General features: G+C 51.6%; 12 protein-coding genes. 3 read left to right on the top strand and 9 right to left on the bottom strand.

The features are described from left to right. Positions 1-5 precede the first annotated feature (5 nt). The 5 genes from rsxD to A9B99_RS05755 form a co-directional block, all read right to left on the bottom strand. Entirely contained in the window at positions 6-1,055 is a 1,050-nt protein-coding gene (gene rsxD, locus A9B99_RS05775; RefSeq protein WP_064595585.1) for an electron transport complex subunit RsxD, read from the bottom strand. Continuing rightward, on the bottom strand, positions 1,056-3,212 hold the full coding sequence (gene rsxC, locus A9B99_RS05770; protein WP_064595583.1) for an electron transport complex subunit RsxC: 2,157 nt from the start codon (positions 3,210-3,212) through the stop codon (positions 1,056-1,058). Beyond that, positions 3,205-3,780 carry an electron transport complex subunit RsxB gene (gene rsxB / locus A9B99_RS05765; protein ID WP_064595581.1) on the bottom strand — a complete coding sequence of 192 codons (576 nt, stop codon included), beginning with the start codon at positions 3,778-3,780 and terminating at the stop codon, positions 3,205-3,207. The genes rsxC and rsxB overlap by 8 nt, the downstream gene beginning before the upstream one ends. Then, on the bottom strand, positions 3,780-4,361 hold the full coding sequence (gene rsxA / locus A9B99_RS05760) for an electron transport complex subunit RsxA (RefSeq protein ID WP_036108832.1): 582 nt from the start codon (positions 4,359-4,361) through the stop codon (positions 3,780-3,782). Before rsxA ends, rsxB begins: the two co-directional genes overlap by 1 nt. Positions 4,362-4,435: 74 nt before the next feature. Then, positions 4,436-4,876, bottom strand: coding sequence for a DUF2569 domain-containing protein (locus A9B99_RS05755; protein WP_064595577.1), 441 nt, complete (start codon positions 4,874-4,876; stop codon positions 4,436-4,438). A 504-nt stretch (positions 4,877-5,380) separates the two neighbouring features. Between A9B99_RS05755 and A9B99_RS05750 the strand changes: the two genes are divergently transcribed. Together A9B99_RS05750 and A9B99_RS05745 are read left to right on the top strand one after the other, a co-directional pair. Further along, positions 5,381-6,421: an oxidoreductase gene (locus A9B99_RS05750; protein ID WP_064595810.1), complete on the top strand. Its 1,041-nt coding sequence runs from the start codon at positions 5,381-5,383 to the stop codon at positions 6,419-6,421. A 191-nt stretch (positions 6,422-6,612) separates the two neighbouring features. After that, positions 6,613-7,596: a bile acid:sodium symporter family protein gene (locus tag A9B99_RS05745; RefSeq protein WP_064595576.1), complete on the top strand. Its 984-nt coding sequence runs from the start codon at positions 6,613-6,615 to the stop codon at positions 7,594-7,596. A 13-nt stretch (positions 7,597-7,609) separates the two neighbouring features. On the opposite strand, the gene add is transcribed toward A9B99_RS05745, so the two are convergent. From add to manA, 4 genes are all read right to left on the bottom strand, one after another. Continuing rightward, positions 7,610-8,611 (bottom strand): adenosine deaminase, encoded by a 1,002-nt coding sequence (gene add, locus A9B99_RS05740; protein WP_064595809.1) that lies wholly within the window; start codon positions 8,609-8,611, stop codon positions 7,610-7,612. 107 nt (positions 8,612-8,718) lie between these two features. Then, positions 8,719-9,213, bottom strand: coding sequence for a GNAT family N-acetyltransferase (locus A9B99_RS05735; RefSeq protein WP_064595575.1), 495 nt, complete (start codon positions 9,211-9,213; stop codon positions 8,719-8,721). Positions 9,214-9,400: 187 nt separating this feature from the next. Next, entirely contained in the window at positions 9,401-10,945 is a 1,545-nt protein-coding gene (locus A9B99_RS05730) for a YdgA family protein (protein WP_064595572.1), read from the bottom strand. Between the two features lie 93 nt (positions 10,946-11,038). After that, positions 11,039-12,217, bottom strand: a complete 1,179-nt coding sequence (manA, locus tag A9B99_RS05725; RefSeq protein WP_064595571.1) for a mannose-6-phosphate isomerase — start codon at positions 12,215-12,217, stop codon at positions 11,039-11,041. Between the two features lie 300 nt (positions 12,218-12,517). Here manA and A9B99_RS05720 point away from each other — a divergent pair. Further along, positions 12,518-12,960: fumarate hydratase (locus A9B99_RS05720; RefSeq protein ID WP_197499255.1), on the top strand; the 443-nt coding region annotated here is incomplete at its 3' end.

The following is a 12,960-nucleotide window of genomic DNA, read 5'->3' as shown; positions in this document are numbered from 1 at the left end:
TCTCCTTAGCGGTGTCCATAGGTTTGCGGGCGCGTAAAGTAATCAATCAGTGGTACGGTGATATTTGCCAGCAAAGTCGCAAAAGCTACGGCGTCGGGGTAGCCGCCGAATGAACGAATCAGCCAAACCAGTAACCCAGCCAGCGCACCGAAAATTAGCCTGCCTTTTGGTGTGGTGGATGCAGTAACCGGGTCTGTAAAGATAAAGAATGCACCCATCATCGTTGCCCCGGAAAACAGATGAATTGCTGGAGAAGCACAGCTATTGGGAAGTAGCCACCAGCCAAGCGTTGAGCAAACGAGCAAAGTCAGCAGGAAACTCACCGGAATATGCCAGCGTATTGTCCCTTTCATTAACAGGAAGAGGCCTCCCGCCAGCCATGCCACGTTAACCCATTGCCAGCCTATACCGGCAAGAATGCCGCCATAAATCGGTGCCTGTTTGAGTTCAGCAACGGTATGCCCGGCACGCAGACCGGTTTTAAACGTGTCGAGCGGAGTGGCCTGGCTGATGCCGTCAATGCCCATTTTTAACTGGGTAACGGTGTCGCCTGCCAGTGTATGACCGGTGAAAATGGTATGCAGAACGTCACTGACACCGGGCACGGTTGCTGCCAGTGTCTCGGGAGGTAACCAGGATGTCATGGATACCGGAAACGCAATAAGTAACACCACATAACCGGTCATCGCAGGGTTAAAAGGATTATGGCCCAGTCCACCATACAATTGCTTGGCAAAAATAATGGCAAATAAGGTACCAACAATCACCATCCACCAGGGGGCCAAAGGCGGGATACTGACGCCAAGCAGCAAACCTGTGAGGAGTGCTGAGTTATCGCCCAGTTCGGACATCGATTTATTGCGCAATTTGAGTATGGCGCTTTCCCCGGCAAGTGCCGCGAGGCAGCCAAGGATGACCTGAACCAGACTGCCAGGCCCAAACCACAGCGTCTGGACAATAATGGCGGGAACTGCTGCCAGCGTAACCAGCAGCATAATGCGGCTGGTTTGGCGTTGGTTATGGGTATAGGGTGAACTGGCAATACGAAAAACCATTTATTCCTCACTGACAGCAGACTGCGCTGCACGTTTTGCTTTGGCACGGGCAATCGCCGCTTCAACCGCGGCTTTGCGCGGGTCCACTGCCACTGGCTCACTGACTGGCTCAGGAGTGAGGGTTGCTTCCGGTGCCGAATTCTCCACTGCCTGCGCTTTGCGTGCTTTGGCGCGGGCAATCGCCGCCTCAACCGCAGCTTTGCGCGGGTCCACAGCCACTGGCTCACTGACTGGCTCACTGACTGGCTCAGGAGTGGCGGTTCCTTCCGGTGCCGAATTCTCCACTGCCTGCGCTTTGCGTGCTTTGGCGCGGGCAATCGCCGCCTCAACTGCAGCTTTGCGCGGGTCCACAGCCACTGGCTCACTGACTGGCTCAGGAGTGGGGGTTGCTTCCGGTGCCGAATTTTCCACTGCCTGCGCTTTGCGTGCTTTGGCGCGTGCCAGTGCTGCGGCAACCGCCGCTTTACGTGGGTCTTCTGAGCCAGTATGACTGTCGGTGACGGTTTGCTCAGCGGTTTGTAAGGCTGCTTTCTCTTGTTGTCGGGCGCGTGCTTCGGCTTTACGTGCAGCACGGGCTGCAATCGCAGCCTGGTTATCTGGCTGGGTACCAGCCTGAATCACAACGGTGTTTGTGGCGGCAGTATGTTTTTCTTTGACTCGCGCCAGTGCGGCCTCAATTGCCGATTTGTCTTGTGCTGATCCTGGTTGCACCGCTGCCTGTTGATGACGGGCCTGACGCGCCTGTTTTTCGCGCTCAAGGCGAGCCTGCCGGGCCTCAAAACGGGTTTTTGCTTCTGCTGCCCGGCGAGTTTCGTCGGCAATGGCCCGAATTTCTGCTTTTTCCTGACGGAAATATTGCACCAGCGGGATCTGGCTGGGGCACACCCAGGCACAGGCACCGCATTCAATGCAATCATTCAGATGGTGCGCCGTCGCTTTATCATGTTGCTGCCCTAAGCTGAACCAGTATAACTGTTGGGGTAACAGGTCTGCCGGGCACGCTTCGGCACAGGCGCTGCAGCGAATACAGTGCTGTTCTTCTTGTGCTGGCTCCATTTCTTGCACAGAAGGTGCCAGCAGGCAGTTAGTGATTTTAACTGCCGGGACATCAAGTGAGGGCAAAGTAAACCCCATTAATGGCCCACCCATAATTACCATGGGCTGGGCATTACTGCGGTAGTCTGCAAAATTAAGCAAGTGACGTACTGGTGTGCCTATTCGCGCCCAAACGTTTCCGGGTTTGCCAACGGCTTCCCCAGTCAGCGTCACGACACGTTCAGTGAGTGGTTCACCATCGATAATGGCTCGTTTAATGGCATAAGCAGTACCGACATTTTGCATTAATACACCGATATCAGAAGAGCGCCCACCATGGGGAACCTGCTTGCCTGTCAGGATCTGGGTTAGCTGTTTGGCGCCTCCGGAAGGGTATTTCGTGGGAATGACCCGCAACTGCGTCTTGTGTTCATTACACAAAACCGCTCTGAGCATGGAAATTGCCTGAGGTTTATTGTCTTCAATACCAATCAAAATCTGGCGCGGATTAAGTATATAGTCGAGGATTTTTATCCCCTCGAGTATTTGTGCAGCGCACTCCTGCATTAAGCGGTCATCAGCCGTGATGTAAGGTTCACACTCAGCGGCATTAATTATCAGCGTCTCGATTCGGCCAGCCCCACCACGCAATTTTACGCCAGTAGGAAAACCTGCGCCGCCAAGGCCGGCAACGCCAAACTGCTGAATTCGCTCGATCAGGCTCGCTTTTTCACGCTGCTGGTAATCACTCCAGCCCTCGCGTGGGAACCATTCGTCTTTACCGTCTGCTGCAAGAAAAACGCAAGGCTCCATCAAACCGGAAGGGTGAGCAGTGGTATGAGGCGCGATTGCGGTAATCGTCCCGGAAGTGGGCGCGTGTACCGGCAACATTTTCCCCCAGCCACGCGTCAGCGGTTGCCCACGCAACACAACGTCACCGGGTTTTACGCACAGTTCACCTTCATCGCCAATATGTTGCCTGACGGGGATAATATAATCTGTAGCCAGTGGAACCTGCCGCAAGGGGGTGCCACTGGACTGGTGCTTCATTTCTGGAGGGTGGATCCCCCCATGAAAGTCCCAGATTTTGTCTTTTTTAAACGCTGAAAAAAACTTAAGCATGGTTTTCCACAGGGATAATCTTCACGGGGATAGTTTGCAGATCCCATTTCCAGGTTGCCGGCGTCGGGTTTACGGGCACCAGAGTAATGCACTGTGTCGGGCAAGGGGCGACACATAAATTACAGCCAGTACACTGTTCACTGATTACGGTGTGCATTGCACGGGTGGCCCCCACTATTGCATCAACCGGGCAGGCCTGAATGCACTTGGTGCAACCAATACAGTTATCTTCATCGATAACGGCCAGCATCCGTTCAGGCTCTGCGGCGTCACCGCCTTCTGTTGGTTGCGGATCAACCCCCATTAAACCAGCAATTTTTACCATGACGGCTTCGCCGCCTGGTGCACAACGGTTTATGTGCTCACCATTTTTACCAACCGCTTCAGCATAAGGGCGGCAACCCGGGTAGCCACACTGGCCGCACTGGCTTTGTGGTAATATTTCATCGATTTTATCGACAATAGGATCATCTTCCACTTTAAAGCGGCGCGAGGCGTAACCAAGAATCAGCCCAAAGAACAAGCCGAGCAACGCAAGCGGGATGATGGCTATCCAAATCATACTCATCAAAACTTCACCAGTCCGCTAAAGCCCATAAAGGCAAGGGACATTAATCCGGCCGTAATCAAGGCAATGGCATTGCCACGAAAAGGCGCGGGAACATCAGCAACTGCCAGGCGCTCACGCACGGCAGCAAATAATACCAAAACCAGAGAGAAGCCTACTGCCGCAGAAAACCCATACAAAGCAGCCTGGAAAAAGTTTTGCTTCAGGTTAACGCTCAATAACGGCACAGCAAGCACCGCGCAGTTAGTGGTGATAAGTGGCAAAAAAATACCCAGCAACCTGTACAAAGCCGGGCTGGTTTTTCTTACCACCATTTCGGTGAACTGAACCACAACGGCAATCACCAGAATAAAACTCATGGTGCGCAGCCAGGTTAAATCCAGAGGGATGAGAATTAAATTGTCAATTAACCACGAACTGATTGACGCCAGTGTCATGACGAATGTTGTCGCCAGCCCCATGCCAATGGCGGACTCCAGTTTTTTGGACACCCCCATGAAAGGGCACAGGCCAAGAAATTTTACCAGCACATAGTTATTAACCAGTACCGTGCCAATAAAGAGCAACAAATAATCAGTCATAATCAGGTCTGAAACTAACGCCATTGGTCACCCGGCGCACCCGGGCGTGATAAATGTAAAGTACCGCTCTGCAATCAGGTATTAACAAATGTATGCTTAACCCGTTGCGATTTCCTGAAGTAAGGCGCAAATACGGCTGCAGCCAACAACGGGAATAATAACTGACGAACTGCAATTGCATCAGTTACCGGGGAAAACGCAAAGGCTTTTACCGCCAGCAGAACGCAAATCAGTAACCATAAAATATAATGCCGTGGTACTTTGCTCCGGCGTTTAAAAAACGCGATAACTAACCACAAACTGTAAAACCACATGGCTACGGTAAAGACCAGTGAGAGGTACCACATCACCACTGTTTGTGGGAGTTGTGCCGCCAAAGCCTGATGGGCCTCTGGTGTACTGAGCGCCATTATATACATCACAATACCCAGTGATGTGCTCAATAGTGTCATCAAAAGCCAGGCCAGTGGGATAAGTAACCACCCGCCAATTCGTAACGCCGTTGCGTTATTCATTAATTGCTCCGAGAATTGCTCCGAGTCAGGCCCGCCAGAGAAACGGCCTGTAAGAATACGAATTAGCGCGGAATTATAAGGATTTTACTCGGGAATACCAGATTCAACACGTTACAGAACGTACTTCCATGCAACTGTGAATGCCTGGCATGTTTTTATCGCCAGCAGACTGTTGCTGGTTAGTCTGGCATGTCCATATCAACTGTTACGAAGCATGCGCCTGGGTGTCCAGGGGAAATTCAGAACATTCTTTACCGGCTTAACACTGGAGTCAGAGAATGGGACCAGGCCAATCCAGTTGAGCAGCGTAGTAATGGTTTCAGTTTTTCCTCGGGTTAAAAAATGCGGGGAATCCGCGCAAATCAGCCCCAATGGTTTAATCTGATGGCAAGCTGTGTTAACTATGGCAACTGCCTGTGGGGGCGGCAGGATAGTTCACCTGCCGTTGTCATGGTTTCCGGCAGAGTCGTCAAACCAGATATGAAGAACAAAGGAACGAGTGTAATGAACGACATTATTCGGGTGGGCATTTTAGGCTATGGTTATGCGACAAAAACTTTCCACGCGCCATTAGTTGCGGGCACGCCGGGTATGGAACTGGCGGTTATTTCCAGCAGTGATGCCAGAAAAGTGCATGCTGACTGGCCTGGTGTAACTGTTGCTGATACCCCAGAGGCTGTTATCCATGCCACTGACATTGATCTGGTGATTATCCCCACGCCGAATGACACTCATTTCCCGCTGGCAAAAGCGGCACTTTTGGCAGGCAAGCATGTGGTGGTGGATAAACCGTTCACAGTGACATTATCGGAAGCCCGTGAACTGGATGAGCTGGCAAAGCATACCGGTTTGTTGCTTTCCATCTTTCACAACCGCCGCTGGGACAGCGATTTCCTGACACTTAAATCCATACTGGCAGAAGGCTCGCTGGGTGAAGTTGTGTATGTAGAATCCCACATGGACCGCTTTCGCCCGCAGGTGCGTAACCGCTGGCGCGAACAGGCCGGTGTTGGTACCGGCATTTGGTATGATCTGGGGCCACATTTGCTTGATCAGATGCTGGTACTGTTTGGCATGCCTGTCAGCATTCAGGTTGATCTTGCTCAACTGCGCCCGGGAGCACAAACCACTGACTATTTCCACGCCGTACTCACCTGGCCGCAGCATAAAGTCGTATTGCACAGCACCATGCTGGCCGTGGCAGAAACGGCTCGCTACATTGTGCATGGAACCCGTGGTAGTTATGTAAAATATGGTGTTGACCCGCAGGAAGACTGTTTAAAAGCCGGGCAAAGACCTCCTCAGGACGGCTGGGGGTACGACATGCGTGATGGTGTTCTGACGGTTGCCCATGGCGATACCATAGATGAAGCACCGGTTCTGACTGTGCCAGGGAACTACCCCGCCTATTATGCTGCCGTGCGTGATGCACTTAATGGCAAAGGTGAAAATCCGGTACCGGCAGGCCAGGCCATCAAAGTGATGGAACTGATTGAGATGGGCATTGAATCTGCTCGTCACCGCACGGCTCTTTGTCTTGTGTAGTGTGCTAACAGGGCTTCTGCTATTTTGCGCAGCTCAGCCCTTACTTTGAGTATAAGTAAAGCGGGCGAAAATCAATGAGTTGATTTTCCTGGTTTTTTATTGGGTGATATCCTCTCGTTCTGTGCAGACATGAGGTTTGTCATCAGATTCAGCCAGGTTGTATCTGGCTTATTTATCTGCAAGGAAAAAGAATGGATTGGTTCCAGCGCCTTAAAATTGACAAATTTTTGCTGGTGATGATTTGCGTGGTAGTTGTCGCATCGGTATTCCCTTGTGAAGGTTACGTAAAGACAGGTTTTGAATACCTGACAACAGCTGCCATTGCGTTACTGTTTTTTATGCACGGAGCCAAGTTATCCCGGAATGCGATTCTTGCCGGAGCAGGGCACTGGCGCTTACATTTGTTGGTCTTTCTCAGCACTTTTGTACTGTTTCCCATTCTCGGGTTGGGGATGTCGGTACTGGAGCCTGGCATTCTTAACCAACCGCTTTATATGGGGTTCCTGTACTTGTGTGCGTTGCCTGCGACAGTACAGTCTGCTATCGCTTTCACGTCAGTAGCCGGTGGAAATGTCGCCGCGGCGGTATGCAGTGCGTCGGCCTCCAGTATTCTGGGTATTTTCCTTTCGCCTGTCTTAGTTGGCATGCTGATGAATACTCAGGAAGGGGCGACAGATACCCTGCACGCGATTGGCAAAATTATCATGCAGTTGATGGTGCCATTTGTTGTGGGGCATTTATCACGCCCACTCATTGGGCGCTGGGTTGATAAGCATAAAAAGCTTATTAACATTACTGACCGGTCATCGATTCTGTTAGTTGTCTATGTGGCATTCAGTGAAGCGGTAGTGGGCGGCATTTGGCAGCAAATTGATGCAGAGGCGCTGTTGTGGGTAGTGGCGTGTTCGATTGTGTTGCTGACTATCGTTCTGGTTATTAATACCTGGGCGGCCCGGTTACTGGGTTTTAATACTGAAGATGAAATTACCATTGTCTTTTGTGGTTCGAAGAAAAGCCTGGCGAATGGCATCCCGATGGCAAATGTTCTGTTCCCAGTGAGCACTGTCGGGATTATGGTACTGCCGCTGATGATCTTCCACCAAATCCAGCTTATGGTGTGTGCTGTGCTGGCACAGCGTTATGCGAGAAGGCTGAAAACCCCGTCACCCAGGTAACGGGGAACAGGCGTTAACGGGCGCTGGCCTTCAGGCGCAGTGCCTGTTTTTCTGCCTGTGACAGGAACGCAATTTCCAGCCCATTTTCCTGAGCCTTGCGAATTTGTGCCGGAGACAGGCCAGCTGCAGGTGCCGCATGTTCATATTCATGGCGAATATCAACGCCCTGTACCGCAGGGTCATCTGAATTAATGGTTGCCAGCACACCATGGTTCAGGAATGTTTTTAGCGGATGAACGCCAATGGCGCTGACGGTGCTGGTCTGGATATTCGACGTAATGCAGGATTCAATACCAATACGGTGTTTTGCCAGGTAATCCATTAATGCCGGGTCCTCAACAGCCTTAACACCGTGGCCAATCCGCTCTGCACCCAGTTCCTGAATGGCCTGCCAAATACTTTCCGGCCCGGCGGCTTCCCCTGCATGGATAGTGATTCGCCAGCCCACATCCCGGGCTTTACGAAAATGTTCACGAAAACGGCTTCCAGGGAAACCCAGTTCATCGCCAGCTAAATCGAGCGCGGTAATGCCATCCCGATGAGCCAGCAATCCGTCCAGTTCTTTCTGGCAGGCCTCTTCACCGAATGTCCGGCTCAGAATACCGGTCAGCCTGGCAACAACCCCGAAGTCTTTGCTCCCCTGGCGTACACCATCGATAACGGCCTCAACAACACCCGCAATAGGGAGATTATGCGCCATTGCCATATAACCCGGCGAAAAGCGTAATTCTGCGTAATCCAGCCCCTGGAGGGCGGCATCTTCCATATTTTCCCAGGCGACGCGATGGCATGCTTCCAGTGACCCGAGGACTTTGACTCCCCAGTCCAGCTTTGCCAGAAAACTGACCAGGTCTGGTTCAGTTGATGTGACCTGCACATGAGGGATCAGCGCATCAAGTGTTTCAGCTGGCAGGGCAATATTGAATTCACGCCCAAGACTCAGGATAGTGTTCGCGCGGATATTGCCGTCAAGATGGCGGTGCAGATCAGTTAACGGAAGGGTGGTATCAATCATGGTCGCACTCATTTCAGGAAAAGTGCAGAACATTATAAAGCCACAACCGGCAGTATGCGCAAGTTACCTTGCGTATTGCGCATGCCGGGCGAGCAGGGAATAGCCAATTAAAGGAATTTTTCCATTAGCCAGATGGCGAACTGTTGGCCACGTAATTCGGCCTGAATGGGATGCACTACCTGGAACCCCTGCGCAAGAAAAAAAGGCCGGGCAGTTTCACTGGCTTCAACAAACACGCGTGATAATGATTGCTGTTGTGCCACTCGCAACAAATGGTCCAGCAATAAACGACCAATGCCCTGGCGCTGGTAACGGTAATCGCAAAAGAAGCAGTGAATTAGCCCCGAGGGTTGTACATCACCCCAGGCCAGCAGCATTTGCGTTTGTGTGTCCTCCACCACCCATGGGTTGTGGTCAAAAATAAGTTTCTCCCACCAGCGCTGATCCGGCTCAGTTGGTGCCCAGGCATCAAGTTGAGCGGGTGTGTAATCCCGGCAATTTACCCGGTGTACGGTATGCCAGGTGAGTGACCATAACCGGGGGATATCTTCACGCTGCCAGGGGCGAATAACCCGGTGTGTGGGTGTGCTGCAGTGAGGCATATCATTCCTTACTGATGGGGCGTATTGGTACAGAGTACGCTCCTGGAGAGCTGGGACAAACTCATGGCAAAGACAAAAAACAAGGCGCCCTATGGCGCCTTCCAATTCATTGATTTTCCCAGTCTTTATCAGGTGGCTTTTTCTCGTTCTGTGCAGGCATAAGTCTGACAGACAGAGAAAAGGCGCCTTACTGCACTGGGGGTGTCGCTGGCTGAGCAGGAACGGCAGGCACAGCAGGCACTGCGGGAGTACCGTTGCCTTCCGGCACTGGGGGCATAATGTCGCCACCAAGGCCAAACATACCGACAAAATCACTCAGTGGCATTTTTTGCCCGTTCAGCGTAACTTCACCATTTGCATAATCCAGGCTGGTGGTGATGTTGTTGTCTTTTACCGTGGTGATACGGAACATTTGCCCCATAGCCGCCAGGCCTTTCACCTGTTGCTCAGCAAGCTTCGCTGCTGCGTCATCCTGATACCCTTCAATACGTGCCACCTGAGTCATTAACTCAGTGGCCATATCCAGCGGGATAACCAGGTTGCTGTCCAGATGCTTAATGTAGCGGTCTGCTGCCTGGTCGAGTGTTTTGGGTTCGGCGCTTTTCGCCGGGTCATTGAAGTTCAGGTTCAGCGTAAAGCGGCTTTCACCTTTGGCATTTTTCCAGCTCAATGGTGAAATATGAATAGCCGGTTCCCCTTTAAGCAACTCAGGCAGGCCAGCCGCCAGAACTTCGACCAGTTTCTGCTGATACAGTTCTGGATTTTCAGCAACATCGGGTTGGGCCATTAATGCTTCCACTTGCTGGTTATACTGCTCGCGGAACTGATGCAGTGCAGCGCCATCCAGATTGCTGATAGCAACAGAGAGTTGCCCGCTACCCAGGTTCTGATTTTGTACTTTCAGGTCATTGAGTGCGTAATCAATCTGGCCACCCAGATGTTTGCCATCGGCAGCAGGTTCAGATTTGGCGGCAACATTCAGCCCACCGAGTTGCGCCATTTCTTTGCCTTCCACACTCAGGGTAAGACCTTTAGCCTGTAAGGATTGTGTGCCAACGCGCTCAGCAAACGAACTGATATGTGTCTCGCCACTGGCACTGATACTACTAATCGCCAGGCCCACTTTCTGGTCAAATTCATTGACACTGTCAATCGTCAGACTACCTAAATCACCACTGGTGGAGATTTTATCGCCCTTGTTATCAACGCTGACATCAAATTTCCCGCCAGCGAAAGCAACTTTGTACGGCGCTTTATCATAATTGAGTGATTCAAGTGTGATGTCTGAATTGGTATCACCGTTGTAACTGATTCGGGTATCCACCACCACAGGAGATTTACCCTGAGTCAGGGTAAACAACTGCTTGGTAGTGTCGTTATTGATCAGAGTGGTATTTACCGAAGCCATAGACGGCACAATGCTTCCCGGGAATGGCCCGTGGCGCACAGTTTCATCCAGCACAATTTCTTTGCCTTCAGGAAGAAGGGAAGATTTCGCACCTGCTTGTGGTTTAATGACGAGTTGAACATGGCTCGAAAAAATGCCACGTTGGTAATCACGCGGGCTGATAGTGAGCTCTGCAAGAGGCGCGACTTTTTTGAGTTGTGTATTCACCTGGGCGATGGCATCGTCCATATGGCTTTCAATCATTTTTCCTGTGTACCAGGATGCACCTGTCCACACCACACCCAGCGCGACGATAACACCCACTGCGACCATCGATTTTTTCATTAAACCATCCCTATTAGCAGTTAGCCGGGCAGAAAGCCCGGCCAGATAAGCAATCTACGAAGCTTATCAATCCTGAAGTAAAAAATCAGTACCTTAGTTAAGTTTGTTATATACGCGTGCCAGTCGCCCGCTGCCCGTTACCTCAACATTCGGCTCATTGGCAGGGATAAACGCGGATTCACCTGGTTTCAACACCAGAGATTCATCACCCAATTGCAGGCGGGCTTCACCTTCCACACAAAAGACAATTGCAGCGCTGTTTTGCGTTAAAACCTGGGGTTGCATAGCCAGGTTATGCAGTGAAAACGCAAAATCATCCACCGGGATAGGGAATACCAGTGTGTCTGCTTCCTGCACTGGCTGAGTCAGCAGTGAATCGGCAGCGCGAGGCGCGAATTTTACATTGGCCACCAGTTCAGGAATATCAATGTATTTTGGTGTCAGCCCGGCGCGCAGTACGTTGTCTGAGTTCGCCATCACTTCCAGTGCCACGCCATCGAGGTAGGCATGAGGGGTTTCGGCGAACAGGAACATTGCTTCACCCGGCGCCAGTTCCACCACGTTGAGCAGTAACGGCGAAAATAACCCGCTGTCATCCGGATAGATGGTGGCAATTTTGCGAATCGTATCCCAGGGTTGCCCTGTTTTCCCTTCAAGGACGGCATTCAGGCGGGCAAGGGCGTGCTGTTTTTCCTGTTGTGGCATACTTAACAGGGCGGCAAACAGCGTTTGCATATGGTGGGTATCAGGGCTTGACAAAAATGCCGCGATTGCCGGGTGTGCATCTGCCAAAGGTGTGAGCAGCGCTGCGCTGTCGCTGAATTCACGGAAGGCATTCATGGCAAGAAATGGCGTCAGTGCAAACACCAATTCCGGTTTGTGATTAGGATCTTTGTAGTTACGTTCCGGGGCACTCAGCGGTATACCCGCCGCGTTCTCACGGGCGAAACCGGCTTCAGAAGCCTGTTTATTCGGGTGCACCTGAATTGAAAGGGGCTGGGCGGCGCAGAGTACTTTGAACAAATATGGCAGTTCACCAAAACGTTGTGAGACAGCTTTGCCCAGGAGGGCATCTGGTTGTTGGGCAATAACGTCACGCAGTGCAATTTTTTCACCCTGACGCGTTTCGATAAATGAACTGCTTTTAGGGTGTGCCCCCATCCATAACTCCGCCATCGGCTGCTGCTCCGGGTTGGCGATACCATACAATTCGGTTAATGCTGTTTTACTTCCCCATGCATAGTTTTGCACTGAATTGATGAGTTTTTGCATAATCAGGCCCTGTAATAAAAATAGATTACCACAGCATCAGATAACCCGCCGACATGCAACTTGTGCCCTGTAAAGCCACGAGGTGACGGAAAACGAGTGTGCTAATCAATTGAGGTAGAATAACTTCCCGCTATTAAAGCAGTTTCTGCCGGGCAGGGTAACTGTGCAGACAAAAAGTCGTATTAATCTCAGTTTTTGTTAAAAAAATGTGTACACTTGAGCGGTGACTTTGTGGTTGCCGCGCAGAGATGGCGCGCTGTGCTGGAATGCAATACAACGGATTTAGCGAGTGAGATAACAATGTCAACCAAACCCTTCTACTACCAGAATCCTTTTCCTGTAGCAAAAGACGATACCGAATACTATCTGTTAACCAAAGACTATGTCTCTGTCAGTGAATTTGACGGCGAAAGCGTCCTGAAAGTGGACCCCAAAGCCCTGACTCTGCTGGCTCAGCATGCATTCCGCGATGCCGCGTTCCTGTTGCGCCCGTCGCACCAGAAACAGGTGGCGGCCATTCTCAGCGACCCACAGGCCAGTGAAAACGACAAATATGTGGCGCTGCAGTTCCTGCGTAACTCGGAAATTGCCGCCCGTGGCGTGCTGCCCACCTGCCAGGATACCGGTACCGCCATCATTATGGGGAAAAAAGGCCAGCGCGTCTGGACCGGCGGCGGCGATGAAGCGGCCCTGGCGCAGGGGGTGTACAACACCTATACCGAAGAGAACCTGCGTTATTCCCA

This window comes from Mangrovibacter phragmitis (genome assembly GCF_001655675.1).
In the GTDB taxonomy this organism is placed as follows: Bacteria; Pseudomonadota; Gammaproteobacteria; order Enterobacterales; family Enterobacteriaceae; genus Mangrovibacter; species Mangrovibacter phragmitis.
This window is presented reverse-complemented; position numbering and strand designations above follow the sequence as displayed.